At 59.0% G+C, this 26539-nt stretch carries 28 protein-coding genes; 22 read left to right on the forward strand and 6 right to left on the reverse strand.

Features of this window, described 5'->3' with window-relative positions; all coding sequences use genetic code 11:
- The first annotated feature begins 34 nt into the window (after nucleotides 1-34).
- The 5 genes from ACOJB8_RS26835 to ACOJB8_RS26855 all read left to right on the forward strand — a co-directional run bounded on the left by ACOJB8_RS26835 (nucleotide 35) and on the right by ACOJB8_RS26855 (nucleotide 4747).
- Entirely contained in the window at nucleotides 35-451 is a 417-nt protein-coding gene (locus ACOJB8_RS26835) for a TetR family transcriptional regulator (protein ID WP_475015247.1), read from the forward strand.
- Entirely contained in the window at nucleotides 411-644 is a 234-nt protein-coding gene (locus ACOJB8_RS26840) for a TetR family transcriptional regulator C-terminal domain-containing protein (RefSeq protein ID WP_475015249.1), read from the forward strand. The genes ACOJB8_RS26835 and ACOJB8_RS26840 overlap by 41 nt, the downstream gene beginning before the upstream one ends.
- Nucleotides 645-876: 232 nt before the next feature.
- Nucleotides 877-2541 carry a GMC family oxidoreductase gene (locus ACOJB8_RS26845; protein WP_475015251.1) on the forward strand — a complete coding sequence of 555 codons (1665 nt, stop codon included), beginning with the start codon at nucleotides 877-879 and terminating at the stop codon, nucleotides 2539-2541.
- 24 nt (nucleotides 2542-2565) lie between these two features.
- Entirely contained in the window at nucleotides 2566-3822 is a 1257-nt protein-coding gene (locus ACOJB8_RS26850) for a CaiB/BaiF CoA transferase family protein (protein WP_475015254.1), read from the forward strand.
- A 28-nt stretch (nucleotides 3823-3850) separates the two neighbouring features.
- Nucleotides 3851-4747: an enoyl-CoA hydratase gene (locus ACOJB8_RS26855; RefSeq protein ID WP_475015258.1), complete on the forward strand. Its 897-nt coding sequence runs from the start codon at nucleotides 3851-3853 to the stop codon at nucleotides 4745-4747.
- A gap of 121 nt (nucleotides 4748-4868) precedes the next feature.
- Here ACOJB8_RS26855 and ACOJB8_RS26860 read toward each other — a convergent pair whose 3' ends face one another.
- On the reverse strand, nucleotides 4869-5264 hold the full coding sequence (locus ACOJB8_RS26860) for a tautomerase family protein (RefSeq protein WP_475015262.1): 396 nt from the start codon (nucleotides 5262-5264) through the stop codon (nucleotides 4869-4871).
- A 155-nt stretch (nucleotides 5265-5419) separates the two neighbouring features.
- Between ACOJB8_RS26860 and ACOJB8_RS26865 the strand changes: the two genes are divergently transcribed.
- The 8 genes from ACOJB8_RS26865 to ACOJB8_RS26900 all read left to right on the forward strand — a co-directional run bounded on the left by ACOJB8_RS26865 (nucleotide 5420) and on the right by ACOJB8_RS26900 (nucleotide 13443).
- Nucleotides 5420-6367, forward strand: a complete 948-nt coding sequence (locus ACOJB8_RS26865; protein WP_475015264.1) for a LysR family transcriptional regulator — start codon at nucleotides 5420-5422, stop codon at nucleotides 6365-6367.
- 145 nt (nucleotides 6368-6512) lie between these two features.
- Nucleotides 6513-6845: a DUF4148 domain-containing protein gene (locus ACOJB8_RS26870; protein WP_475015266.1), complete on the forward strand. Its 333-nt coding sequence runs from the start codon at nucleotides 6513-6515 to the stop codon at nucleotides 6843-6845.
- Nucleotides 6846-6910: 65 nt separating this feature from the next.
- The gene (locus ACOJB8_RS26875) at nucleotides 6911-9076 is read left to right on the forward strand and encodes an FUSC family protein (protein WP_475015268.1); all 2166 of its coding nucleotides are present in this window, start codon (nucleotides 6911-6913) and stop codon (nucleotides 9074-9076) included.
- Complete coding sequence (locus ACOJB8_RS26880) at nucleotides 9073-9300, forward strand: DUF1656 domain-containing protein (protein WP_475015270.1); 228 nt, start codon at nucleotides 9073-9075, stop codon at nucleotides 9298-9300. The genes ACOJB8_RS26875 and ACOJB8_RS26880 overlap by 4 nt, the downstream gene beginning before the upstream one ends.
- 19 nt (nucleotides 9301-9319) lie before the next feature.
- Nucleotides 9320-10201: an efflux RND transporter periplasmic adaptor subunit gene (locus ACOJB8_RS26885; RefSeq protein WP_475015272.1), complete on the forward strand. Its 882-nt coding sequence runs from the start codon at nucleotides 9320-9322 to the stop codon at nucleotides 10199-10201.
- Complete coding sequence (locus ACOJB8_RS26890) at nucleotides 10195-11607, forward strand: efflux transporter outer membrane subunit (protein ID WP_475015274.1); 1413 nt, start codon at nucleotides 10195-10197, stop codon at nucleotides 11605-11607. Before ACOJB8_RS26885 ends, ACOJB8_RS26890 begins: the two co-directional genes overlap by 7 nt.
- A gap of 138 nt (nucleotides 11608-11745) precedes the next feature.
- On the forward strand, nucleotides 11746-12723 hold the full coding sequence (locus tag ACOJB8_RS26895) for an LLM class oxidoreductase (protein WP_475015276.1): 978 nt from the start codon (nucleotides 11746-11748) through the stop codon (nucleotides 12721-12723).
- Between the two features lie 78 nt (nucleotides 12724-12801).
- On the forward strand, nucleotides 12802-13443 hold the full coding sequence (locus ACOJB8_RS26900; protein ID WP_475015278.1) for a DsbA family protein: 642 nt from the start codon (nucleotides 12802-12804) through the stop codon (nucleotides 13441-13443).
- 16 nt (nucleotides 13444-13459) lie between these two features.
- Here ACOJB8_RS26900 and ACOJB8_RS26905 read toward each other — a convergent pair whose 3' ends face one another.
- The gene (locus tag ACOJB8_RS26905; protein ID WP_475015280.1) at nucleotides 13460-14386 is read right to left on the reverse strand and encodes a LysR family transcriptional regulator; all 927 of its coding nucleotides are present in this window, start codon (nucleotides 14384-14386) and stop codon (nucleotides 13460-13462) included.
- A 113-nt stretch (nucleotides 14387-14499) separates the two neighbouring features.
- Between ACOJB8_RS26905 and ACOJB8_RS26910 the strand changes: the two genes are divergently transcribed.
- From ACOJB8_RS26910 to ACOJB8_RS26940, 7 genes are all read left to right on the forward strand, one after another.
- The gene (locus tag ACOJB8_RS26910; protein WP_475015282.1) at nucleotides 14500-15177 is read left to right on the forward strand and encodes an MOSC domain-containing protein; all 678 of its coding nucleotides are present in this window, start codon (nucleotides 14500-14502) and stop codon (nucleotides 15175-15177) included.
- Between the two features lie 192 nt (nucleotides 15178-15369).
- The gene (locus ACOJB8_RS26915; protein ID WP_475015466.1) at nucleotides 15370-16881 is read left to right on the forward strand and encodes a CoA-acylating methylmalonate-semialdehyde dehydrogenase; all 1512 of its coding nucleotides are present in this window, start codon (nucleotides 15370-15372) and stop codon (nucleotides 16879-16881) included.
- 633 nt (nucleotides 16882-17514) lie between these two features.
- On the forward strand, nucleotides 17515-18927 hold the full coding sequence (locus tag ACOJB8_RS26920; RefSeq protein WP_475015284.1) for an MmgE/PrpD family protein: 1413 nt from the start codon (nucleotides 17515-17517) through the stop codon (nucleotides 18925-18927).
- Between the two features lie 27 nt (nucleotides 18928-18954).
- Nucleotides 18955-19185: a tautomerase family protein gene (locus ACOJB8_RS26925; RefSeq protein ID WP_475015286.1), complete on the forward strand. Its 231-nt coding sequence runs from the start codon at nucleotides 18955-18957 to the stop codon at nucleotides 19183-19185.
- Nucleotides 19186-19205: 20 nt separating this feature from the next.
- The gene (locus tag ACOJB8_RS26930; RefSeq protein WP_475015289.1) at nucleotides 19206-19412 is read left to right on the forward strand and encodes a tautomerase family protein; all 207 of its coding nucleotides are present in this window, start codon (nucleotides 19206-19208) and stop codon (nucleotides 19410-19412) included.
- Between the two features lie 38 nt (nucleotides 19413-19450).
- Nucleotides 19451-19762 carry a helix-turn-helix domain-containing protein gene (locus ACOJB8_RS26935; RefSeq protein WP_475015468.1) on the forward strand — a complete coding sequence of 104 codons (312 nt, stop codon included), beginning with the start codon at nucleotides 19451-19453 and terminating at the stop codon, nucleotides 19760-19762.
- Nucleotides 19763-19919: 157 nt separating this feature from the next.
- Complete coding sequence (locus ACOJB8_RS26940) at nucleotides 19920-20303, forward strand: LysR substrate-binding domain-containing protein (protein WP_475015292.1); 384 nt, start codon at nucleotides 19920-19922, stop codon at nucleotides 20301-20303.
- Here ACOJB8_RS26940 and ACOJB8_RS26945 read toward each other — a convergent pair.
- Nucleotides 20300-20593, reverse strand: a complete 294-nt coding sequence (locus tag ACOJB8_RS26945) for a hypothetical protein (protein WP_475015295.1) — start codon at nucleotides 20591-20593, stop codon at nucleotides 20300-20302. The two genes, ACOJB8_RS26940 and ACOJB8_RS26945, sit on opposite strands and share 4 nt — an antisense overlap.
- Before the next feature lie 29 nt (nucleotides 20594-20622).
- On the opposite strand from ACOJB8_RS26945, the gene ACOJB8_RS26950 reads away from it, so the two are divergent.
- Nucleotides 20623-21891 carry an MFS transporter gene (locus tag ACOJB8_RS26950; RefSeq protein ID WP_475015297.1) on the forward strand — a complete coding sequence of 423 codons (1269 nt, stop codon included), beginning with the start codon at nucleotides 20623-20625 and terminating at the stop codon, nucleotides 21889-21891.
- A gap of 55 nt (nucleotides 21892-21946) precedes the next feature.
- Here the strand turns inward: ACOJB8_RS26950 and ACOJB8_RS26955 are convergent, their stop codons facing one another.
- Both ACOJB8_RS26955 and ACOJB8_RS26960 read right to left on the reverse strand, forming a co-directional pair.
- Nucleotides 21947-22579, reverse strand: coding sequence for a carboxymuconolactone decarboxylase family protein (locus tag ACOJB8_RS26955; protein WP_475015300.1), 633 nt, complete (start codon nucleotides 22577-22579; stop codon nucleotides 21947-21949).
- 202 nt (nucleotides 22580-22781) lie between these two features.
- A complete protein-coding gene (locus ACOJB8_RS26960) occupies nucleotides 22782-23759 on the reverse strand; it encodes a LysR family transcriptional regulator (RefSeq protein WP_475015302.1) in 978 nt (325 codons plus the stop codon).
- Nucleotides 23760-24053: 294 nt separating this feature from the next.
- On the opposite strand from ACOJB8_RS26960, the gene ACOJB8_RS26965 reads away from it, so the two are divergent.
- Nucleotides 24054-24905 carry an oxidoreductase gene (locus tag ACOJB8_RS26965; protein WP_475015304.1) on the forward strand — a complete coding sequence of 284 codons (852 nt, stop codon included), beginning with the start codon at nucleotides 24054-24056 and terminating at the stop codon, nucleotides 24903-24905.
- Nucleotides 24906-25193: 288 nt separating this feature from the next.
- Here the strand turns inward: ACOJB8_RS26965 and ACOJB8_RS26970 are convergent, their stop codons facing one another.
- Nucleotides 25194-26183 carry an enoyl-CoA hydratase/isomerase family protein gene (locus tag ACOJB8_RS26970; RefSeq protein WP_475015306.1) on the reverse strand — a complete coding sequence of 330 codons (990 nt, stop codon included), beginning with the start codon at nucleotides 26181-26183 and terminating at the stop codon, nucleotides 25194-25196.
- Between the last annotated feature and the right edge of the window lie 356 nt (nucleotides 26184-26539).

The raw sequence follows: 26539 nt of genomic DNA on the forward strand, positions 1-26539 counted from the left end.
TTTTTGCGCGCTGGTAAAAATCATTTTATCGGAGATGGATAATAAATTTATTGGACGCGCGGTCTATTATTCAGCCATGGAAATGCAGATCGTCATGCGGCGCCGAGGCGGCCCTCCGAAAGCGTCTGCTGATCACAGCGAGACTCGCTATTCACCAGTGCACGCTGGCGTTGCCGCATTCATCGAGCAGAGCCATTCGGCTATCGGTTTCGAAGAAATTCTCCGTAGTGTGAATGTGAAAAAAAGCCTGTTCTTCCACTACTTTACGAAGAAGGAGGCATTTGGTCCCGAACTGATCAACCGTTACGCGATCTATTTTGTGTGGAAGCTGGGCCGGCTCCTGGCTGACGAACGCACGCACTTTTCCGCTGCAGCGTCTGCGCGATTTCATCGCCGACGGCGAGGCGGACATGCAGCGTTGCAAGTTTCAGCGCGGCTCCTTGTTAGGTAATCTTGGCAGGAAGATGGGCGTCCTTCCGGAAAGCTACCGCAAGCGTCTTCGCGAAGTGTTCGCCGACTGGCAAACGCGTCCGAGGAAGTGTCTAGAGCGAGCGCAGTACGCCGGTGAGATTCGCGAAGGCATCGTTTGCGCTCAACTCGCAGCGTTGTTCTGGATTGACTGGAAGGTTCCGGTTCTGGCGTGAAGCTGGAAGGTTGGTCAGCAGCGCTGCGCAAGCCTGCCGTAGTTCTTCGTTGCTTTTGTGTGAAGTCGTCTGTTTTGTATTTCTCCGGACGGTAGGATTATTTGATAAATGCCTCCCGCCGTCCATTGAATAAACGTCAATTCTATATTGTACTATGGGGTACTTATTAATGCAGGATATGAACGCACGAATCTTGATGGCGGAAATGGCGTCGCTTCAAACAGGATGAGAAATGAACACCACTTCGTATGACTACATCGTTATTGGCGCCGGCTCAGCCGGCAGCTTGCTCGCTAATCGGTTGAGCGCCGATAAAACAAAAAATGTTCTCCTGCTCGAAGCGGGTGGACCGGATGACTACATCTGGATCCACGTGCCTGTCGGTTACCTCTACTGCATCGACAATCCGCGTACGGACTGGCAGTTCAAGACGGAACCGGACAAAGGCCTGAACGGGCGTCAGCTGATTTATCCGCGCGGTAAAACGTTGGGAGGCTCATCTAGCATCAACGGCATGATCTACATGCGCGGCCAGGCACGCGATTACGATCACTGGGCGGAACTGGCCGGTGACACTGACTGGACGTGGGAGAGTTCCTTAAAGGACTTCATGGCGCATGAGGATTTTTTCAAGCTCGATCCCGAGAATCGGGACCACTTGAAAGGCAACGCCGCCGCCATTGCCCGAGTCCATGCGAACGGCGGCGAGTGGCGTGTGGACAAGCAGCGTCTCCAATGGGAAATTCTCGATGCCTTCGCCCAGGCGGCGGTGCAGACCGGCATTCCCGTGATCGACGACTTCAATACCGGCGACAACTTTGGAGTTGGCTACTTCCATGTGACGCAGAAAGATGGCTGGCGCTGGAACACGTCAAAGGCATTCTTGCGACCCATCAAACAGCGCCAGAACTTGACGATCTGGACAGATGCACGCGTGAAGCGTCTGACGATCGCCCGGGACGCGAACGGGGCGCTGTGTTGTACTGGCGCCGAAATTTTGTACAGCGGGGAAATCGTCGACGTTGCTGCAACACGCGAAGTCGTCGTGAGTGCGGGCGCGATCGGCTCGCCTCATATTCTTCAGCACTCGGGCATCGGGCCGGCGTCGTTGTTGAAACAGCATGGAATCGACGTGATTCAGGACACCCCGGGCGTTGGTGAGAATCTTCAGGATCACTTGCAGGTGCGCGCCGTGTTCAAGGTGCAAAACTGCGACACGTTGAATGTTCTTGCATCGAATATGGTGGGCAAGGCAAAGATTGGTCTTGAGTATGCTTTGCACCGCTCCGGGCCGATGAGCATGGCGCCGTCGCAACTGGGCATTTTCGCGCGTAGCGATCCGTCCCGTCAGCACGCAAACCTCGAGTACCATGTCCAGCCGCTTAGCCTCGATGCGTTCGGCCAGCCGCTGCATACGTTCCCGGCATTTACCGCAAGCGTTTGCAACATCAATCCGACGAGCCGCGGCTATGTTCGTATCAAGAGCGGAAACTTTGAAGATGCGCCGGCCATTGCACCGAACTATCTGAGTACGGCTGAGGATCAGCGGGTGGCGGTGGATTCGCTGCGCCTGACGCGCCGCATTGCCAGCCAGTCGGCGTTGGCCAAGTATCTGCCCGAGGAATACAAGCCGGGTACGCAATTCGAATCGGATGCCGAACTTGCCAAACTCGCTGGCGATATCGGCACGACGATCTTTCACCCGGTGGGTACGGTACGCATGGGCAACCTCGACGATCCTAAAGTCGTGCTTGACAGTCATCTGCGTGTACGCGGCGTCGCGGGCCTGCGGGTGGTGGATGCCAGCGTTATGCCGAAAATCACGAGCGGAAATACGAGCGCCCCGACGATGATGATTGCTGAGAAGGCTTCGCACTGGATCCAGAAGGGGATCTAACTTCGTGAGAACAAGGATTGGAATATGAGCGATAGCAAAACTGGGGCGAAGAAGCGCTTGCCTCTCGAGGGAATCACAGTTCTCGACTTTTCAAGAGTGCTCTCGGGACCGTACTGCACCATGTTGCTCGCCGACCTCGGCGCGCGAGTCATCAAGGTCGAGCGGGTGGGGACAGGCGACGATACGCGCGCATTCGGACCGTTCGTCGATGCCGAGTCTGCGTACTTCATGTGCTTCAATCGCGGTAAGGAAAGTATCGCCCTCGATTTCAAGTCTCCTCGCGACCGCGAGCTGCTGAAGCGTCTGCTGGACAAGGCCGATGTGCTGGTCGAGAACTTCCGTCCGGGTGTGATGGACCGCCTGGGTTACGGAGCCGAACAGTTGGCGCGGAGCCATCCGCACATTGTCTACGCCTCGATATCGGGGTTCGGTCATACTGGACCGTACAAGGAGCTGCCGGGCTACGACATTGTCGTTCAGGCGATGGGCGGTGTCATGAGCCTCACGGGCTGGCCGGAAGAGCAGCCTGCACGCGTTGGCACGAGCATTGGCGACCTCGGCGCGGCCCTGTTCGGCGTGGTCGGCATACTCGCGGGACTCTACAAGCGCTCGCGCGACGCCCAAGGCACTCACGTCGACATTTCCATGCTCGATTGCCAGGCTGCGTTGATGGAAACCGCATTTGCGCGCTTTGACGTGGAAGGCCAGGTGCCGACCCGAACCGGCGATGCACATCCGTCGCTGGCGCCGTTTGAAAGTTACGCCGCACAGGATGGTCGTTTGATAATTGCGGCCGGCAACGATCAGCTTTTCCTGCTGGCGGCGGACGCCCTGGGTGCGCCGCAGCTCGCACTGGATCCGCAGTTCCTGACCAATGATTTGCGTGTGCAAAACCGGCCGGCCCTGACCGAGGCACTCGAAGCGATTACGCGCGGCGCACCAGTCGAGGTTTGGATGGCAAGGCTGAACGAAGCCGGTGTGCCGTGCTCGCCAATCAATACCATTGACAAGCTTTTCGAACATCCGCAGCTTCAGGCACGCAACATGTTCATTCATGTGCAAGGCGAGTCGCAACGGAAAGTGCGCACCGCAGGAAATCCAGTGAAGCTCAGCACTTCACCTGATGAGGACGTTTCGGTGGTCAGGAGGGCACCGGGGGTGGACGAGCACCGCGAGGCTATCCTGCACGAATTGATGGCCCGGTCCGGAGCTTATGCGTCGCAGGGCCATGCGCAACCGGACCACGAAGAACCGAAGGCAATTTCCAATCTTGTAGCCTGACGCAACATTTGAATGTAGAGGTGAAAGCATGTCTACGGATGTAACGCCGGTGCGCATCGCACCTAGTAATGCTACCAAATCTCCGGTTGCGGAAGTAGGCGGTGGAGCATCGACTTCCAATCCCCTGCTTGCCGAAGCGGCGTCGCAAAACGGAGCGTACGAAACCATCAAAGTCGATCGACGCGAACGCGTGGGTCTCATCACGCTCTATCGTCCGAAGAATCTGAACGCGTTGAATACCCGGTTGTCCCGTGAGGTACTCGATGCGCTAGTCGAATTCGACAGGGACGACGGAATCGGCGCCATCGTCATCACCGGCAACGCGCGTGCGTTCGCCGCTGGCGCCGATATCGAAGAGATGGTGGACAAGTCGTTCACCGATCTCCTGGAGCACGACGTCTTTGCCGAATGGGATCGTGTCCGCTCGATCGGCAAGCCGATCATTGCGGCCGTGGGTGGCTATGCACTGGGTGGCGGTTGCGAACTCGCAATGATGTGCGATTTTATCATTGCAGCGGAAGATGCGCAGTTCGGACAACCCGAAATCAAGCTGGGCATTCTGCCAGGTATTGGCGGTTCGCAACGCATGACTCGTGCTATCGGAAAGTCGCTTGCGATGGATTTGATTCTTACGGGGCGCAACCTGAATGCCAAGGAAGCGCTTGCAGCTGGACTCGTAGCCAGGGTGGTTCCGGCAACAGATCTGCTACAGACCGCACTGGAAACGGCGCACACCATCGCGGGCTATAACGCCCCCGCCGTTCGGCTCGCCAAGGAAGCCGTCAACCGCACCTTCGAGACTCCGCTGAGTGAAGGTATCGTGCACGAACGCAGGTTGTTCCAGGCGGCGTTTGCAACCGAAGGTCAGAAGGAAGGGATGCACGCATTCCTCGCCAAGCGCGCGCCGGTTTTCCGGAATCGCTGACAATCGCGGAAAAAAGTGCGGGCAGGCAGCGAATCGCCAGCGGTGACGATATGCGCCAGCCCAACTGAACAACGGGTCCAAACATGAAAGCGATCCGCGCCGCGTGGTGCGGATCGTCATATTAAGGCTCGAGTTCGCCGGTGACAAATTGTGCAGTGCCATTACCGAAACTCCAGTCGACGTCCGAATTGGTCACGAAAGAGACCATGACGTCGCTGGGCGCGATGTCGCAGCTCGTCTGAAGCTCGCGGCAAAGCTCCTTATAGAAGAACTGCTTTGACGCTTCTGAACGTTGGCGCGAAACGACCGACACAAGCACGACATTCTTCGTGCGCGTGATGCCAAGTCCCGTGTCCTGGACCACCATGCGGGACGGCTTGCGCTCGTCGACAATCTGGTAGCGATCGCGCTCGGGAACCTGGAAAGCCGTCATCACCGCGCGGTGAGCCGCATCGAGCAGGGTCTTGATCTGTTCGTCGGTACGGCCTTCTTCAATATCAAATCTGAGCAGAGGCATTTCGTTTTCCGATAGATGGACGTGGCACATGAACGGTGACGTCAGAAGTCATTTTGGAACATCGGTCGGTCGATGGATGCAGTTTAGATGCGCTTGTCAGTCGGTGAAAGATCTGCGATTGAAATCACTGTTTAGAGTTATGAACGATCAGGATCATGGAAAAGCAGAAAATCGATCAGATATGGTCGCACCTCTATTGGCTTACCGTGCTCGCCGATCAAGGGAGTTTCACGAAGGCTGCTGCACGCCTGGACGTTAGCAAAGCTTCAGTAAGTCAGCGTATCGTGGAGATCGAGCGCCTGGCCGGAGTTCCGCTAGTCAACAGGACGACGAGGAGCATGCGGCTGACCGACGCCGGACAGAGACTCGTGGACGAGTTACGTCGGCCGTTTGAGGAGATCGCACGCAGTTTTGGCAAGGTCCAGGACTTGGCCGAAGCGCCTCGTGGTCTCGTGCGCGTCACTGCGCCGGTCGCTTTTGCACGCCAGCAGCTCGTACCAAAGATCCCTGCGTTCCTAGAAACCAACCCGGAGGTGCGCTTGCAGCTTGAGGTTTCCGACCGGATCGTATCGCTTTCGAATGAGGGATTCGATCTGGGCATCAGGCACAGTATGAGCGTTCCTGATACTCATGTTTCATGGACGCTGAGCGATACATACTCCTTGATCGTTGCAAGCGTGTCGTACATTTTGCGGCACGGGATGCCGACCGCACCCGAAGAACTGCCCCGTCATCGCTGCCTCTACTATCCCCGCGGCGACGAGTCGCCAGCATGGAGTTTCGAGAGTCTGAAATCGGGGCGCACGGACGATGCACGCCTGACGGTACCGGTGACGGGTCCGTTTGCCACGAACAACAGCGAGTCGCTAAGAGATGCGGCAATTAGCGGCCTTGGGATAGCCCTCCTGCCCGACTTTAGCGTACAGGATGCTCTGCGACAGGGCAGTCTCGTGAGACTGTTGCCAGACTGGCGTCCGGTGGGCGCGTTTTCTGAAAGGCTGCATATCGTTCGTCCTTATTCCGTTAGGGTGCCGCCTGCCGTCTCGGCGTTCGTGGTCTATCTGCGCCAGGTTTTTGCGGGAGGCTTCCTGGAGGGAGAGTGAGACGTCCCGCTTCAAACCTGCTTTTAACCAATCGACACAAATGTTGTTCCCGCGTATATGTTTATACTAAAAACTCACCTGGTTACGATGGCGTCAGCTACTGCAAACAACCGTTTTCAGCCAATCACAGTCAACGAGGTGAATCATGAATCTCCGAGTTCTGGTACAAGCGATTTCAGTCGCCGTGGTGCTCGCCGCTCCCGCCATCACGTTTGCCCAGTCAAACGGACCCGTTACGCGGGCCGAGGTTCGCAATGAGCTCGTGCAGCTCGAAAAGGCGGGATATCGCGTCGGGGACGGCGATCAGACGGGGTATCCGGAGCAACTCCAGCAGGCCGAAGCAAAGGTTGCGCGTGCCTCAGCCGAATCAAACGGTTACGGTGGCGTAGCGAACCGAGTGTCTGAATCCGGAGCGGCCAGGTCCGCTGCACCCCAGGCGGAAATTCCGGGGCTGCGTCCGATCTACTCGGGTCAGTGAATCTGGGGTGGAGAGGCCGATTTCTTCGTGCAATCAAGTTCATTAAGTTAGTATTGCGAAGTAATGTGTCGAAGTTGCAGCCCGAAAGAGAGGTGGTCATGGCGCGGGTGTTGCTATTGGGGCGGAGAGCTGCGCGTTCACTGGTGCGCTCGATCGCTACGCTTCGGAAGCCAACACCGCAACCCCGACCTGGCCGGCGGCTTGTTGGGGGCGCGCTCGTCCTCGATCCCGACAAATTGGTTTTTTCCCTAAGCACATTTTTTGCGGCGGCCCTGGTACTCTTCATTTCATTCGAGTCGAGCTTGCCCCGGCCCTGGTGGGCATTACTGACCGTCTATGTCACGGCGCAGCCTATGGCCGGCGCAACGCGCCCCAAGGTGTTGTATCGCCTGATCGGCGTTGCCGCCGGTGCGCTCGTGACCCTTGCAACGGTGCCCAACTTGCAGAACTCGCCGGTGCTGTTGGTGGGGTGCCTTGCCTCATGGACGGGATTTTGCATTTACCTCGCGGTCCTCGACCGGTCGCCGCGCGCCTTTCTCTTCCAGATGGCCGCGTTCAGTTCCGCTGTCATGAGCTTTCCTTACCTGTACGACCCGTCTGATATTTTCACGACCACGATTTCCCGCCTCGAGGAAATGACAGTTGGCGTCCTGTGCGTGACCTTAGTGCATGCCATCCTGAAGCCGCGCAATGTTCGGCCGGTGCTGCACAAGCGTGCCCAGTCTTTCCTTGGGCACGCTTGCCGGTGGGCAGCGGAAGCACTCCGTCAGCGACACACTCACCTCGAGTACGAGCTTCGCCGCACGCTCGCCACGGACGTCACGGAGCTCGGCATGATTGCCGTCCATCTGCCATTCGAACTACCCAACGCTCACGCGACGCGAGCGACGGTGATGAAGCTGCAGCACCGGCTCGTCGAGCTTCTTCCGCTCGCTTCCGCCGCGGCTCATCGCCTCGACAGATTGCGCGCGCTCGATGCACTTGATGACGAGACTTCAGCGCTTGTGCAATCGGTGATCGCCTGGCTGCGTAACGCCGGCGACCCCGGCGCCGGGCTCGAACATGAACTTGCTGCGCGTTGCCGTGCGCTCGCGTTGCAGCATCTTCGCAATGCAGGATGGGCCTCGTTGCTCGCAGCCAGTCTGTGTGACCGGACTGCCGAGTTCATCGATACGTTGCGCGCCGCGCGCCGACTGGCTCGCGCAATCGCGGATGCAAGGGCGGGCGGGGGGGCTGTGAGTGCGGAGGCGCACCTCAAATTCACGATGCCACGGGACCATGGCGTGGCGTTACTGGCAGGCCTGGCCACTGCAGTAGCGATCGCGATTTACTGCGTATTCTGGATCCTGCTGGCGTGGCCGAGCGGCATCGCTACTGCCGCATTTTCCGCGCTCATCACTTGCTCGTTTTCGGCGCAGGACGATCCCGCACCCGGCATATGGAAATACCTCAGCGCGACGCTTACGACCTTTCCGCTCGCGGCGCTTTATCTGTTCGCGATCCTTCCCCGAGTCGACGGGGCAGGGATGCTCATCGCGACGCTCGCGCCGGCCCTCCTGTGGATGGGCTACCTGCAGGCCGACCCGGCGCACGCGCCGCGCGCACTGCCCATGCTGGCCTGCTTCATTGTGGCCATGGGTTTCCTCGATCGCTTCCAGGCCGACTTTGCGGGTTTTCTCAACACCGGCCTCGCCCAGGTCGGGGGTGTTGTCGCCACGCTCGCGGTTGCCAGTCTGTTTCGATCCATGAAGCTGGGCTGGACCGCGTATCGCATGGTGTTGCGCAATTGGGCGGAACTCGAAGCGCTCGCGGACCTTGGCCAGCCCTTGCGTGCCTGGACGTGGACTGCCCATGCGGTGGACCGGCTGGGTAAGGTCGCTACCCACCTCGCGAACGCGGATGCCCTCGATACGCTGCACGCGGCCGATGGGCTTATCGACTTGCGCGTCGGGCGCAACCTGATTCAGGTACGCCGGGGATTCGATCGGGTCCAGGGGGATGCGCGCGTTGCGATCCAGTTGGCCCTTCAGGAAGTCGTTGCGCTTTACAGCGCGAGGAGAAGCGCAGGCAAGGCGCTTGTCGGTAGCGCCTCCTTGCTGCACGCCATCGACCGCGCAATCGGTGCGGCACGCAGCGAGGGATCCGGCGTAGGCCGCGCCGCGCTGATAGCGCTGGTAGGTTTGCGCTGCAATCTGTTTCCCGACGCGCACCCTCTGGAGCTTGCAACATGATGGTCGAAGAACTGCGAGTGTTTGGCATTTATATGCCTGCGCCGCTCGCGTGGGCAATCATTGCGATGATCGTCGTCTATTTGCTGCGGGGCTGGTTGCACCGGCTACCGTTGTACGCGCTTCTCTGGCAGCCGGCGCTCCTCGAACTAGCGGCTTTCGTGTTGCTCTGGTGGGGCATCGGCCATATTGCCGATGCGTATCTGGTGATACCGGGAGTTACCTGATATGTCCGGGTGGCGTCATATGTTGCGCACGCTTGCCACGGCGGGCCTGCTCCTCGGCATGCTTGCCGGCATCTACGGCCTGTGGGTGCGCTACCAGATCGAACCTTTGACGCGGGACGGCAAGGTGCGAGCCGACGTCGTGCCGATCGCCCCGGACGTTAGCGGCCTGGTCACGGAAGTGCGCGTGCGCGACAACGAACGCGTCAAGGCGGGCCAGGTCCTGCTGGTGATCGATCCTTCGCGCTATCACATTGCACTGGCGCGGGCCGAGGCCGACGTTGAGAAAGCGCAGGCAGGTTATGACGAGGCGGTGCGTGAGGACCGCCGCAACCGTGCGATGCCCGACGTGATTGCCGAGGAAACGACACAGCAGGGGACGGCGCGGGTCGCGCAACTGCATGCCGAACTGGGCGAAGCCGTCGCGGCACGCAATTTGGCAGCGTTGAACCTGCAACGCACGCAGGTGCTGGCGCCCGTGGACGGTACCGTGACCAACGTGGACCTGCAGCCGGGCGTGTATCTGAACGCAGGCAAGGCGGCGATGGCGCTGGTGAGCGAACGGTCGCTGCGTGTGGAAGGGTACTTCGAGGAAACCAAGCTGCCGGCCATCCATATTGGCGATCCCGCCAACATTCATCTGATGGGCGTGGGCGAGGTCATCCGGGGCCACGTGGAGAGCATTTCAGGCGGCGTGGAGGACCGTGAGCGCGTGGGCACCGATGCGCAACTGGCGAACGTGAATCCATCGTTTACGTGGGTGCGGCTGGCGCAGCGGATTCCCGTGCGCATTGCGCTCGATTCGGTCCCGGCGGATGTGCGGCTCGTGCCGGGGCAAACCGCCACGGTCGAGGTTCACGCGAAGGCGGGCGATACGCGCGTCAAGCGGAGCCTGCCATGGTAGGCGTGTGCGGGACGCTGGCCGCCATTCTTTGCTTCGTGCTGGCTGCCTGTGCGGAGGTGGGTCCGAACTATCGGGTGCCGCCTAACGCGCTGGTCAACACGCCGGCCGCGAACGGCGCATTCGTGGCAGGTGGAAACGCTGTTTCCGACGCGCCGCTCCCCGACCACTGGTGGCATCTGTTCGACGACCCCGTGCTCGACGGTCTCATCGAAAACGCGCTGGCGAGCAATGTCGATCTGAGGGCCGCCGAGGCCAATCTCGAACGCAGCCAGGCGCTGCTCGCCGAGGCGCGCACGGACCGAGAGCCGAGCATCGCCGCCGATGCTTCGACCACCTATACCCAGCAATCCGCCGAAGCCGTGCTCTCGCACGTGCAGCCGCCACGTCACGAGATCTACAACCTGGGCCTCACCATGAGCTACGACCTCGATCTGTTCGGGGGGATTCGGCGCGGCATCGAGGCGGCTTCGGCTAACACCGACGCGACCGTTGCCGCGCGAGACCTCGTGCGGGTGAATGTTGTAGCGGAGACGGCACGTGCGTATGCGGATCTGTGCAACGCCGGCAACCAGATCGACGTGCTCCAACATGTGATCAAGGTTCAGCAGCGCAGCCTCGCGCTCACCCGCCAGCTCGTCGCCAATGGCCGCGCAGCGCCATTCGAGGAAGGCAGGCAGCAGAGCCCGATAGAGAGCAGCCGGTCGCAGCTTGCACCGCTTCGTGCGCGTCAGCTCAATGCTGCTTTCCGGCTTACCACCTTGATGGGGCAGCCACCCGAGAGCTATGGCCGCTCGCTGCTCTCGTGCCACACGCCGCTCAAGCTTGATACTCCGATGCCGACGGGCGACGGGCAGGCGCTGCTCAAGCGCCGCCCCGACGTGCGCGAAGCCGAGCGCCAGTTGGCCGCATCGACTGCGGAGATCGGCGTCGTGACGGCGGAGTTGTACCCTGACATCCGGCTTGTTGCGACTATCGGTTCCACCGGTTCGGCGTCCAGCTTCATGTCGCCACTGACCAACCGTTTCGGTGTTGGGCCCGCCGTGTCATGGGATCTGCACCGCAGCGCGATACGCGACCGTATCGACGCGGCGCAGGCGCAAAGCCGGGCGAGGCTCGCCCATTTCGATAGCACGGTGCTCACGGCGCTGCGCGAAACCGAGAGCTCGCTCGACACCTATGGCGCGTCGCTCGAGCAATTGCAGCGCCTCGAGGCGGCACGGGACGTCGCGCGCGATGTGGCACAGCGAACCGATGAGCTTCGGCAGGGAGGCAAGGTAGGCGGACTCGTGGCGCTGGATGCCGAGCGCACCTGGGTGGCTGCCGAAGTCGCCGTGGCAGCGGCGCAAGCGGCCGTCAACAACGATCAGATCACGGTTTTTCTCGCGCTGGGCGGCGGCTGGCAATGAGTCGGTTCCCGCGCTCCGGCATTACACAGAGGAACAATTGATTTGTCGCGAAGCTCAATGATCATCGGCGGAAGCTTCTGCAGAATGGGAGGCATCGAATCGCTGCTGACTCTCTGCAAACTCTTCGGAATGCCTGCCATGCTGATCCCATCTCCCGATGCTCTACCGCAGTCGAATCCCGGTTTTTCACGCATGTACGCGCGAGGCCGTCTGACCCTCGGCGTCCTGTTCGCAATCGAATCGTATGCGGGCGACGCACCGGCCATGCGCAACCAGATCGCTATCGCGCGCCGGGCCGAGCAGGCGGGTTTTGCCGCGCTCGGTGTGCGCGATGTCCCGCTGCGCGATCCGAAGTTCGGCGACCTCGGGCAAATCTACGACCCATGGACGTGGCTCGGATATGTAGCTGGCCAAACTGAATCCATCGCTCTGTTCACGGCGGCGATCGTGCTGCCCTTGCGTCATCCGTTGCACACCGCCAAGGCGGCAGCGAGCGTTGACCGGCTCACCGGCGGCAGGCTAGTGCTCGGCATCGCCTCGGGCGATCGTCCAATTGAATTTCCGGCATTCGGGGTCGATCGCGAAGCGCGCGGCAAGCTGTTTCGCGAGCAGGTCGATTATCTGAAGACCGCTTGGGGCCGCATGTTTCCGGCCATCGAGAGCCACTATGGCACGCTCGACGGCGCGGATCTCGTGCCCAAGCCCATCTCGGCGCGGGTTCCGCTGATCGTCACCGGCAACAGCCAGCAATCGACCGAATGGATCGCACGGAACGCCGACGGGTGGATTACCTATCAGCGTTCCCTCGCTAGCCAGATAGAGTTGATTCGCGGTTGGCACGCCACCGTGGCGGACGTTGCGCCCGGCACCTTCAAGCCATTCGCCCAGCCTTATCACATCGATCTGGCTGCCAACCCGAACGAAGCGCCTACGCCGATTCACAACGGCCACCGCCTTGGCCGCAACTGGTTGCTGCGGACACTGGAGTCGCTCGAGGAAGCGGGCGCAAACCACGTCCTGCTCAACCTCAAGTACGGTTCGCGGCCCGCCGAAGCCGTGATCGAAGAACTCGCCGCCCATGTCGTGCCGCGATTTCCGGCGCACGCGGTAGCGTAGTTCGTTCGAAATTTCTCCTGAAGGCGCACCAGCAAGGTGCGCAGTTGAATCGAATCACATTTGTTGAGAGAGTCAAGAATGAAGCTGATTTACGTTGGTGATCCGATGTGTTCGTGGTGCTATGGTTTCGGAAGGGAGCTTTCCGCGCTCATTGAGCGTGTACCCGACCTGAACCTGGATATTGTCGTAGGCGGGTTACGGGCCTATGCAACGGACGTACTCGATGAAGCCGGCAAGCAGATGCGATTGCAACATTGGCACCGCGTTCAGTCGCTGAGTGGCTTGCCGTTCGACCGCGAAGCACTCATGGCGCGCGAGGGATTTGTCTACGATACGGAGCCAGTTTGCCGCGCAGTCGTTGCGGCACGGCGCTTTGTTCGAAACGATCAACTGCTAGCCGTTTTTCGTGCGCTTCAGAACGCGTTTTACGCGGAAGGCCGGGATACCACAGACGGTCGTGTACTGACCGATATCGCCGTTGGCGCACTGCGCGTGATGAACGTTGCGGTGACTGTCGACGAGTTCTTTCAGATTTGGGGATCCGCGGAAACAGAGAAGGAGACACAGCAGGATTTCGTCCGTGCCAGGGCGCTTGGCGTCACTTCGTTTCCCACCTTGCTACTCGAAGCGAACGACCAGGTGTTTGCAGTAGACTCCGGCTATGCGAGCGTCGATGAACTCGAGCATCAGCTCAGCCAGCTCGAACGAAACTTCACATAACGCGCGATTCCAATGCTTAAGACGGTTCGGGCGCATGCGCGCGCGCAGCCGCCTTTCTGCTGCTCTGGCCGTTGAGAAGCTGTTCCCGCGCCAGGCTAACGAACGCTGAGAGTGCCGGCGTGACCAGCGCGTCGGTCCTGCGGATGAAAACGGTCTTTACGTTGCGGAATTCGGACGGAAGTGCATGTGCGCGAATCGCATGTCGTGATTCGTGGTTCTGCGCGACGGCCTTCGGCAACAAGGTCACACCCATGCCCGCTCCCACGCACGACAGGATTCCGTCCAGGGTACCCAGTTCCATGACCTGGTTGGGCACCAGTCCAACCTGATAAAACCAGTGCTCGAGTGTAGAGCGATAAAAGCAGCCTGTGCGGAAAGCCAGTACCGTCTGCTGGGGCATGGCCTTCATGAGCGCGGCGAGCGACTCGAATTCGCGGCTGCTCACGAGGACGAGTTCCTCCTGAAAAACTTCTTCCTGTGCGAGCGCAGCGTTCTGGTGAAGCCCACCAACGAATGCGCCGTCGAGGCGACGACTCTCGACTGCCTTTATCAATTCCGCCGTCGTGCCCGTGAGTAGCGACAGTCGGACCTGAGGATATTTTTCCCGATATTTTGTCAGTACTTGGGGCAGCCTGATTGCCGCAGTGGTTTCCATTGAACCGAGGCGTAGCAAGCCAGTGGGTTTCGAGGTGTCCAGCAAGGCCTGACGGCTTTCCTCGGTCAGCTGCAGAATGCGCTGTGCGTAGCCGAGAAATGTTTGTCCAGCGGGAGTGAGGACTACACCGCTCTTTTGGCGGATGAATAACTGTTGACCCAGTTCGGCTTCGAGTTCCTTCACACGCATGGTTACGTTGGACTGCACGGTATGCACCTTTTCGGCCGCCGCCGTGAAGCTCCCGTGTTCTGCAACCGCGCAGAAGATTTTCAACTGACGCATTTCCATCGCTGCTCCGTAGACATCACTCTTTATGATGCATGACATCCGATATTGTCACTTTACATGATTGCTTTGTCCTGACACAGTGCAGTAAACACTGACGAGGGAACACGTCGATCATGCAATTGGCGACAACCATCGAGTGCCTGTTCGCCGGGGGTATCGGCTATCTGGGCCCCGAAGGGCAGCTCAGCGGCATTTTCAAGCGCCGCGCTGCTGGTCCGGTGCGCGTGCAAACCGACGGCATCGTGGGTGACGAGCAGGCCGACCGGAGGGTCCATGGCGGACCGGAAAAGGCCGTTCATCACTATGCCACGCAGAACTACCAGCGTCTTGGCGAGATGTTTGCAGAGGCTGCGCACGCGCTGATTCCAGGAAGCTTGGGTGAGAATATATCGGCCTACGAATTATCGGAATGCAACGTGCACATCGGTGACATTTTCCAGGTGGGCAGTGCAGTGTTGCAGGTCTCGCAACCTCGCAGCCCATGCTGGAAGATCAACCACCGGTTCGATGTTGAGCGGATGTCGATGTTTGTCGTGCAGGAGCGCATTACTGGCTGGTATTACCGGGTACTCAGCCCGGGCGCCATCGAGACAGGCGATTCGATCGCACTCCTGGAGTGTCAGACCGAGCGCTTTTCTATCGACCAGTTCTGGCAAGTGCAACTGTCCCACCAGCCGAACGTAGGCGATCTGATCGAACTGAGCGACGTCCGGGGGCTCGCGGCGGATTGGAAACGGCGCCTGGTGGAGCGGGCGAAGTGGCTTCGTACACGGCTCGAGACTAGCGCTTGAGCGTCTTGCCGGTGTGGGTAAAGAGTTTTGATCACGAGGAAAAAGCGCGTGGCAAGGCAAGGTTTCCCTACGCGATTTTTTGATTGCATTTTTTCCACAAGAGAACAATTGTGTTTAGCGTCTGTACCTTTCACCGAGGCGTGCTGCCTTTTAGACTCGTTTCATTGCCAACCTCGCGAAGGAGAGCCGGAGATGAAAGCATTTGATGACAGCACTGATGTTGGTCATTTCATTCGGGGAGAGCGCGTGCGCGGCAGTGGTTCGCGCATGCAGCCCGTCTACAACCCAGCAACCGGCGCCATAGCGCGCACGCTGTTGCTTGGCGAGACCGCAGATGTCGATGCTGCGGTCACGAGTGCGAAGACCGCATTCCCCAAGTGGAGCAATACACCGCCGATCCGTCGCGCACGCGTGCTTTTGCGCTTTCTCGAACTGATGAACAAGCACCGCGACGAGCTCGCAGCGATCATCACGGCTGAACATGGCAAGGTATTCTCGGACGCGCAAGGCGAGGTAGCGCGCGGGATCGATGTGATCGAATTCGCCTGTGGCATTCCGCAACTGCTTAAGGGCGACTACACCGAGCAGGTGTCCACCGGCATCGACAACTGGACCGTGCGCCAGCCACTCGGTGTCGTCGCGGGCATCACGCCGTTCAACTTTCCGTGCATGGTGCCGTGCTGGATGTTTCCGGTCGCGCTGGCGGCCGGCAACTGCTTTGTCTTGAAGCCGAGCGAGCGCGATCCTTCCGCCGCGCTATTCATGGCTGGGTTGCTTAAGGAGGCCGGACTTCCCGATGGCGTATTCAGCGTGGTACAGGGCGACAAGACGGTCGTCGACGCGCTGCTCACGCATCCCACGGTGAAGGCGGTGAGCTTTGTCGGCTCCACGCCGATCGCGAACTACATCTACGAAACCGGTGCAAAGCACGGCAAGCGCGTGCAGGCGCTCGGCGGCGCGAAGAACCACATGGTGGTGATGCCGGATGCTGATCTCGACAAGGCAGTCGATGCACTGATAGGCGCTGGATACGGGTCGGCCGGGGAGCGTTGCATGGCCATATCGGTCGCCGTGCTGGTGGGTGACGTGGCAGACAAGATCGTTCCCCGGATCGCCGAGCGCGCGCGCAGCCTGATCGTCAAGAACGGCATGGAGCCCGACGCGGAGATGGGGCCGGTAGTGACGCGCCAGGCGCTCGAACGCATCGAAGGCTACATTGAACTGGGTGCGAAAGAAGGTGCCTCGCTCGTCGTCGATGGCCGCGGCCTGAAGGTGCCGGGGCATGAAAATGGCTTCTTCATGGGTGGCACGCTGTTCGATAACGTGACGACCGGGATGCGCATCTACAAGGAAGAAATCTTCGGTCCGGTACTTGCCTGCGTACGTGTCAAGGACTTTGCGGAAGCCGTCGACCTGATCAACGAACACGAGTTCGGTAACGGCGTGGCGTGCTTTACGCGCGACGGCCACGTGGCTCGCGAATTCGGGCGCCTCATCCAGGTCGGCATGGTGGGTATCAACGTGCCGATCCCGGTTCCGATGGCATGGCACGGCTTCGGTGGATGGAAGCGCAGTCTGTTTGGTGACACGCACGCATATGGCGAAGAGGGTGTTCGCTTTTATACGAAGCAGAAGTCGATCATGCAGCGCTGGCCGGAAAGCATTGAGAAGGGTGCCGAGTTCGCCATGCCGACCGCGAAGTGACCTCGGCGGTGCTTGCGCCGCTGCAAGCCGCTGCACGATCCGCTACAGCGGAATATTGGCTTCTTGCCGAAGGTGATATGTGCGCCGTACACGAACCAGTAGCATGCAGGTCCAATGGGAAGCGCGCAATGAGGAGTCTTGAATGCGAAGGGGCCCGATTGCGCGCTCGAATTGCTAGCCAACCTGCCTCTGTATTGTTCGCGAATTCCTAAAGGTGATTACATTTCGGCCTCGTTGATCAGCGTTAGGCGGATTGTTAGCTGGAGAAAATATGATGGAAGCGTGCGGAAAGGATTTTCGACCTGACGCAAAAGAGGGCGCCGGAAGCGCCGGAAGCGGCGTGGCCGCGCGCCGTACGGAGAAGGGAAAACCAGCATCGGCGGTGCGCAACTGGGCCTGGGTTAACAACGGCGACTCGTACGACTGGATGGATTCGGCGGGCCCGTTTTCCTCAGTGGACATAGCGGGGTAGCCCGCGTCGTAGATGGTCATGCGCGCGCGTACAGCCGCTGAAAGATGACCCTTCAGCACACCTATCACCGGCAGCGATAGCGCGATGCAAAAGTTTCGCTTGGTTTGGTGGCAGGGTGATACAAATTTGAAGCAGCATTTCCATGCGAGATCGTTCCCACCATGACGTCACTGACTATTGCCGAACGCATTGGCAGATTTGCTTACGAAGCGCGCCCCGTTCATCTCACGCACGCTTCGCGCGAAATTTTCAAGCGGAACATTCTCGATAGTCTCGGCTGTGCCATTGCTGCGTTGCCTGGTAAGCCGTTTAAGGCGCTGCGTGATCAGTTCAGCGAGTACGGCGGCAGCAGCGGTTCGTGCTCCCTGATTGGAGGCGGTTCGACGTCACCGGATCAGGCGGCGCTGTATAACGCCGGCCTCGTACGCTACGTCGATTTGCTGGACAGTTATATGTCCCCAGGCGGCCTTTGTCACCCGAGCGATAACTTCGGCGCGATTTTGGCGGCGGCACAACACGCACACGCGAGCGGCGAGGATTTCATGCTCGCGCTCGCGACCGCATATGAAATCGGCTGCCGTATTACAGCGATCGTGCCCGTGATGGCAAAGGGTTTCAATCATGCGATTCAGCTTGCCATATCGTCCGCAGCGGGTGCGGGAAAACTATTTGGGCTGAACTCGGGTGAACTCGCGCACGCCATCACGATAGCGGCCGTCGACAATATTTCGCTGTCTTGCGTGCACTCTGAGCCGGTATCGCAGTGGAAGGGGTTCTCGCCGGGTATCACAGGAATGCGTGCAGTCTACGCGGCATCGCTCGCGAAGCGCGGCTTCACAGGGCCGTTGCGTCTCTTCGAAGGGCCGAACGGTCTCGAGCGTATGTTCGACCAGTCGCTCGATCTCAACTGGGAAGACCCGAGCCTCGAGGTCGTGCATCAAACGGTGATGAAGAAGTTCTGTTCCTTGATACACGGACAACCGGTGCTCGAGGCGACGCTCGAAGTCAAACGCCGCAATGGCCTGCGCAGCGAGGACATCGGGGAAGTACGGTGCGACATCTTCCAGTCCGGTTATGACATTGCGGGTGGAGGCAGCTTTGGCGACAAGGATCTTCCGCAAACCAAAGAGCAGGCTGACTACAACCTCAAGTATCTTATCGCAGCTGCGCTGCTTGACGACCAGGTCGGTCCTGCGCAGCTCGAACCGGAGCGGGTCCAGGCAGCGGACGCCCAGGCGCTGCTGCGCAAGGTAACGGTGCGCCCCGACGAGCAATTCAGCGCGCAATACCCACGTGCGCTGAACACGCGCATCACGATTCAATGCCATGACGGGCGGGTGTTCAGCAAGGAGCACGTCGGTTTCGAAGGCGGACTCGACAATCCGTTCACGTGGCAACGCACCGTTGAGAAGTTTCATTGGCTCAGCGAGCAACATGCGGACGAGGCACTGCGCAACCAGATTGTCGAATTGGTCTGGGTATTGGACGAGCACTCGATCGAGGAACTGATGCAGTTGCTCGTGAAGGTAAGTCCGCAAGCACGATTCCCGTCGCGGCACCCGGGAATTCAATAGCCAAGGATGTGAACCCAGGAGATACGAATGTCACTCATATCGTGCGACATGCGGTTCGGAAGAACCGATGAGCAAAAAAGGGCGCTGGCAGCTGGGCTGCTGCGCGTGGTTAGCGCGGCAACGGGAGAAACGAAGAACGATATCTTCGTGGTGATCCGTGAAGGCCGCGGCATCAACTTTGTCGAACATGGCGAACACTTGCCGGAGTACGTCGATGGCGCGGCGAACGATAAAGCACTGATCGAACGCCTCAAATAACCCGTCGCTGGAGAATCACAATGCCCTTTATCGAATGCCACATCAGCGCGGGTCTGACGCCCGCGCGCCGCGAGCAGTTGATGCGCGACATTATCCAGGTTACGCACGACGCCATTGGTTCGGATCCGAAGATCATCAACGTCATTCTGCACGAACACCCGCCCGCGAATATCAGCATTTCGAGCCGCATCAACGGCGAGGATTTTCGCAAGGACAAGACCGGCTGATCGCGGCGTCGCTGCAGGTGCACTTGCGTATGGGCCCAATGAAGACGTGGGCAGATTTCGTTGATGCAAGAACAAGGGATGTCGCCGACCTCCAAGTTTTCGCGGCAATCGCTCGTGATGGCAGCGTGAATCGCGCGGTGGTGGAGCTTCCTACGGTCCAGTCGAACGGCACCGCGCGAATCCGTTCGCTTGAGCATGAGATTGGCGTGGTGCTGTTTCAGCGCCACGTGCGTGACGTGAGGCTCACGCCAGCGGGCGGCGTATGCTGCCTTACGTCGCGAGGATCTCTAAGCTCTTCGCGGACGCGAGACTCGCCGCGCTCGACGACGGGCCGCCCAGTGGCGAACTAGCCCTCGGTACACTCGAAACGACCGCAGTCTTGCGTCTTTCTCTCATCCTGAGTAGCTATTGCGAGATAGCACCCTTACGTCCAACTCTCCCTGACTACCGGCACGATTTTGCAGCCTGTCGTCTGATGTCGTCGAATGCCGCCCGGACGGCGCGTGTGTGGCTGTGCCGGTCGATCATTCAGAGTTGCATTGCGAGACGGCGTTCGAAGAGGAGTTGGTGCTGGTTACGCCCCGTACGCTGTGTGGACTGGATTCGCTGTATTCGACCATGAATTTGAAGACCATTTTGTTCCGGTTGGGCTGTTCCTATCGGCAGAGGCTCGAAGCCCTGCTCAGCGAGCTGGGTGTATTTACGGCGATGCCGCTGGAATTCGGGTCGCTGGACGCGATTATCGCGTGCGTTGCGGAAGGCATCGGCATTACGCTGTTGCCGCGCGGCGTTGTTTCTCGCACGGCGCAGCACGATACCATCGCCATCCACACACTTGAGCCGGAGAGGGCGAAAGTCAGCACCCAGTTCGTCCGCCGGCAGGATGCTTAGGTCTCGAGCGCGATGCAGGCGTTCATCGAGGTCGCGCGCATCCGTGCGTACGCCTTGACTATCGCCGCGTAGAAAGCGGCATCTTCAAACACTCTGCGATGGATGCATGGTGCTCTTGGGTGCGCCTGCAGGCGACAGTCGCGAAGCGCTTTGATGTCGGCGTGGAAACTCAGTTGTTCCTGGGCGTTAGGCTGGTTCAGGCGTTCGGATTCTAGAATGGTCGGGTTGTCGTTAATGGCCGTTCGGTCACAGTGCGCGCTCTTCAAGTTTTCTTGTACGTTTGCGCTCATGGAGGGCGCTACGCAATATTGGGTCTGCAATGGAAAATGCTGCCAACGTTGCTCCTCGTAAGGGAGCACCGGCTAATGAGAAGCTTACTTACGTCGCACGTAACGCCGGGTATTGGCGCCGGAATCTCGCCATCTGCGTGTTCGGTTCATTCACAACGCTCGTCAGCCTCAGCATGCTGCTGCCGTTCCTGCCGCTCTACGTGCAGCAGTTGGGCGTGACATCGACCTCCGCCGTGGTGCAGTGGTCGGGCGTTGCGTATGGCGTCACGTTCCTCGGTACGGCAGTAACGGCGCCCATTTGGGGGCAACTCGCCGACCGCTACGGCCGAAAGCCGATGTTGGTGCGCGCCGCGGTGGGCATGGCCGTCGTGATGTCGACTATCGGCCTCGCACACAACATCTACGAGTTGGTCGCGCTGCGCTTTGCCGCTGGCCTGATCGGCGGCTATGCGTCGGCGTCGATCGTGATGATCGGCACCCAGGCGCCTCCGGAGCGTTCAGGCTGGGCCCTCGGTGTGCTCTCCACTGGCGTGTTGGCCGGCAATCTCGTAGGACCGCTCATCGGTGGCGTGCTGCCGAACTTGATCGGTATTCGGGGGACCTTTTTCGCAGGCGGCGCCATGATTGCGATTGCGGCGATCCTGACGATCGTGCTCGTGCGCGAAGACTTTAGCGCACCTCCCGCTCAGAAAACGAAGGCGACACAGAAGCGCGCGCCGGCTTTGAAGCCGGGCGGCAACTATGCGGCCCTTGCGGCTCTGCTTGTCACCGCAATGATGGTGCTGCTGTCGAACATGTCGATCGAGCCGATCATCACCGTGTATATCGGCCAGCTCGGCGTAGCGCATAATCGGCTCGCAACCGTCGCGGGCATCGTCATGGCCTGCTCGGCGTTCGGCAGCATGTTGATGGCGGCGAGGCTAGGCGCGCTTGCGGACCGTATAGGCGGCTGGAACGTCATCATCGGGTGCCTGATCGCTACCGGTATCGTCATGATCCCGCAGGCATTCGTCACGCATTGGTGGCAACTCGCGGCGCTACGCGGCGTGATGGGCATGACTCTGGCCGGCCTGCTTCCGTCAGTTGCGAAACTCGTGCGGCACGCCGTGCACGAGGGGCAGTCCGGCAAGATGCTGGGCTACCTGCAATCTTCGCAGTACGCAGGGCAGGTAGTCGGCCCACTGATCGGCGGCGCAATCGGAGTGCACTTTGGTATGCGCTATGTGTTTTTTGTCACCGGTGTGCTGCTCATTGCCTGCGCAGCGCTGGATCGATGGGCCAGCAACAAGGCCGCGTGAGTCGCGGCGCAAAGAAGCGATACGGCTAGCGCGACTGGATTTATTGCGGGGGGGATTAGGGATTCTCTTCCGTTACCTGAACGGCTTGTTCGAGCATGGGGGTGGCGATAAGTGCGCCGTGAATGCCGATCACGCTGACGATTTCCAGCACCTCCATGACCTCGTCCTGCGTGGCGCCGCAGCGCAGGGCGTTGCGCATATGCGTCTTCATGCCTTGCCGAAAGAGATGCGTGGCGGCCGCGTCAAGCGCACATAGCACCAGTTCTTTGACCTTCGGCTCAAGCGCTGTCGAGCGCATTGGAACCGCCGAGAAATCTAGCCATGCTTCGAAGAAGTCCGGGTCGATGCGCAACAACGCATCCCAAGATGCGTCCCAATAGTCGTGCGTGCTGACGAAGCGATTCTTGAGTTCGGCGCTGCGTTCGTCCTCTCGCTTTGTTTTCGCCGTAATGCCTTCTTCGTACAATGTCTCGAGCAGGACCTCGACCCCGACATTTGCAGCGTGAATGCCGACCATGCTGCTGAGTTCGAGCACTTCCATCAACTCGGCGCGGCTCGCGCCAAAATCCACCGCAGCTTTCAGATGCATCGCGACGCCTGGCGTAAACATGTGTGTCGAGGAAGCGTTGATTGCGATATAGATGAACTCCTTGACCTTGTCGTCGAGGGCGTTGTGCTTGAGCGGCACGACGGAAAGGTGCAGATACGCGTTCAGGAATGCTTCGTCGACGCGCAGGATACTCTCCCATTGCGGGGCCCACGTATTGCGCAGCCTGATGAAGTTATCTTTGATTGCCTTTTGGTGTGCATTAAGGGTCATTATCGGTTCTCCTGGACCAGTCGTGGTAACGTGGCGGCGTGGAGTCTGCCGTTGTGTAGGGCTGCAATCTTCAGGCGGCTTCCAAAGCTGCAGTGCTGTTGCGTGTTTGCTCTGAAGGCACAGCGTAAGCAGCAGTCCGCGATCCGGTCACGTTCTCGCGGAAGAATTCGGTGCAGCAGTTTATGAAAGTTCTGAACCGAGTCGGCTGCAACTCTCGATGTGAATAGAAAAGGCACAGTTCGAGGCCGCCGTGACTTGTGCTGCAGTTGTGCAACTCGGGCACGAGCCTGCCTACCTCGATATCGTTACCGATCATTGCCTCTGGCAGGGCCGCGACGCCGGCGTTTGCTTTCGCGGCGGTACGCAGGAACTCATCGCTGCCGTCAAACGACGAGCGCGGTATCAGCCGCACCGGATTGCCGTTTTCAAGCAGTTCGTTCTGGTCGGAGTTTCGTTGGCGAAGATGTGGCGGCATCAGCAGAAGATGCTTCGATAGGTCGGTGGCGCGCTTGAGTGTACCGTGTCGTGCAAGGTAGCGCGGCGTGGTCACGATGGTGCGCGAGGAGGCGAGCAGGCTGCGCCTGATCTCCGCCGATTGCTCGCCACGGTCTGGTGGCTGAATTGCCATATCGAACTTGCCGTCGTAGAGATTGACTGGCCCCTCCTGAATCGAGACCTTCAGGTTGATATTCGGTGCGAACGTACGATAGCGCGCAATAAACTTCGAGAAGGATTCGTCAGTCAGCATGGGATGCACCACAAGCCGCAGCTTGCCGCTGTCGACTTCGTGCTGTTTAGTGATACGGCGGTTCGCTTCGTCGAGCGCTTCGAGTAGCCGCCGGCAACTATGGTAATACCATTGCGCTTTTTCAGTCAGGGTGACCGAGCGCGTCGTACGGTGCAGTAAGCGCGTATGGGTGCTCGATTCGAGTTTAGCAATCGCGTTCGAATTGGACGCGGTGGTAACGCCGAGCGACGCGGCGGCCCAGCTGAAACTCCGGTGCTGCGCGACGGCAACAAACGCACGCAAAATATACAAGTGCTCCATGACCCATCTCCGTTCCAACGGTCGCACAAGTCGAACTATCCCACTATAGCAATGACGATCTGAATTGACGCGCTTTGTTTCGATAGAGGTATTACTCGTCAAGATAGCTGCCTGGGGAAATCGCGGAATGTGCAGATGGATAGAATCGATATCGGACAAGATTTTTTACATCTTGTATAAGGACAAGTGCCCGGTGCGCTATTTATCCGGTTGAGCGGCGGAAATAGAGTAGCTGCATGATTGATCGCTTCCTGCCCGGCGGCATGCACGCCGGGCGGACCAACGTGGAGTCGCATGATGAGGAATGGCGGAAAATTGTTTCTGGTTACTGGTGCCAGCGGCGGCTTCGGGCGCGCTTTCGCCGAAGCGGCCTTGAGTGCTGGACACCGGGTAGTGGGCACGGTGCGGCGCGAGGACGATCGCGCCGCGTTCGAGGCGCTGCACCCTGCGGCCACCAAAGGCGTGATTCTGGACGTCCGGCACTTCAACTCGGTTGGCCCCGCCGTGCGAGAGGTGGAGCAAGCCTGTGGCGCGATTGACGTATTGATCAATAATGCTGGTTATGGCCATGAAGGCGTGCTCGAGGAATCGCCGCTAGACGAGTTGATTCGTCAATTCGAGGTCAATGTCTTCGGTGCGGTGGCGATGATCAAGGCTGTGTTGCCGGGAATGCGCAAACGGCGCAGTGGTCATATCATCAATATCACGTCCATGGCGGGCCACACGGGTATGGCCGGTATTACCTATTACAGCGGCAGCAAATTTGCGCTCGAGGGTATCAGCGATTCTTTGGCGAAGGAGGTCAAAGACCTCGGAATCCGCGTGACTGCAGTCGCACCGGGGTCCTTTCGCACCGACTGGGCAGGGCGCTCGATGATTCGCTCGGAGCGTGCCATTGCAGACTATGATGCGATATTCGATCCCGTACGCAAGCGGCGCCAGGAATATAGCGGACATCAGGCGGGTGATCCGGCGAAGGCGGCGCAGGCAATACTTCAGATCGTGGAGTCGTCTGATCCGCCGACGCATCTGCTGCTGGGCAACGATGCCCGGCGCGTGATGGACATCCATCTGAAGACGCTGGGGCGCGAGCTCGAAAAATGGACCTCGGTGACGCAATCGACCGATTATGATGAGAGAACATGAGGATAGCTACGTAGGATCGTTAAATGAATGGATAAGCGCAGATTCAATCTCTGACTGTGGGTATTGGCCTGACTGTTCGCGACCTGAACATCACGGTCGTTTTTCTCGGTGATTGATTGCGCTGCAACACGATTGACAGGGTAGTCGATTTGACGGTGGCTAGAATGCGACTAGGAAAATCACGATCCTAAGCAGAAAATCCTCACTGGCCCCGCAGCAACCGCTTTCCGATTGTTGCGGGGCGGGACTCCCTCGTTGAAGCTTTGGGGCTACAAGCTTGAGCGTGGACTATTTTCCTGCCTGCTGACTGCCTTCGGCCTCACTGTCCGTCTCCTTGCTGACCATGCCGGTGTACTTGGCCAGACGTCTTTCGACGTCGGGATTCTTTTGCAGTCCGACTTCCATGAGTGCCTTGATATCGCGTTGTGCCGCTGGACGCTGAACCGATGTAATGAACGAACTCCATTCCGCACCCAGTTCCTGGTCGGTAGGCAGAGAGGTCGCGTTGACGGTTTGCTTGATATCGGCAACGGTCTGTTTGTCAAACGTGGAGATGCGGCGCGCCAATGTGTCTACGAACTTGTCGAGTTCAGCATCAGGCAACGCCCGATTCACATAGCCATAGCGCTCCGCGATATCAGCGGGAATGTCATTGCCACTCAACAGGATTTCGAGTGCGCGGCCTCGACCGACCAGGCGAGGGAGTCTGGCCATAGGACCACCGCCCGGCGTAAAGCCAGCACCCACTTCGAACTGCGAGAGCACTGCCTTCTCACGACTGGCAAAGCGCATGTCGCACGCCAGAGAAAGTTCGCTGCCTACACCCGTAGCACGACCGCGTATTTCTGCAATTGTCACCACAGGCGACCGACTCAGACGCACAAAAATGTCAGGCAGCGGGGGCAGGCCGGTTGAGCCTGCAGGCATGCTGGTGGTGGCTTCGAGTGGAGGAATGAAATCGTAGTGAGTCAGGAAGAATCCAGGTACCGCGCTGTCAAATACGACGACCTTCACTTTTGGATCGTTCTCAATCTGCGTCACGACGCTATTGAGCATCGGGATGGATTCCGGACCAAAGATGTTGAACGGCGGATGATCAATGGTGACGCGCCAATACGCCGGTGTTACGCGTGTGATTCTGAATTCTTGTCGGGCGCTGGGTTCCGTCTGCGGCGCTTGGCCCGACACAGCATTCGCTTGCTGAGCCGATGCGTCAAGAGTGCTGGCGAAGACTACTAAGCATGCGAGCAGCATCGCTACTGGGTGTGCTGATTTCATGATGTTTTCTCCTGTTTGAAATGATTTTAGAGAACCTTCTGCCTGACTTATCTTATAAATATAAGTATTAAGAAAAGATACACGGATATTTTGATTTGTTATGTGATGAAGGGTGAAGCATGTTTCGCAATCCGTCGATAATACCTTGGTGTTGGTTTCGAGTGGTGGTAGATCTGGATTTATGAGTCACGAGAAAATATCGAATCTCCATTTGTAAAAAATAAAACAACTACGAATTATAATAATTGACGATATGCAACAATATTTGAATTGTATTACCTTGGAACAAAAATCGGCCATTGCACTGCCAATCTCCCCACGATGTCGATTGGAGACACACTGCGATTTGACGTATC

The organism is Paraburkholderia sp. BR10141 (genome assembly GCF_056155635.1).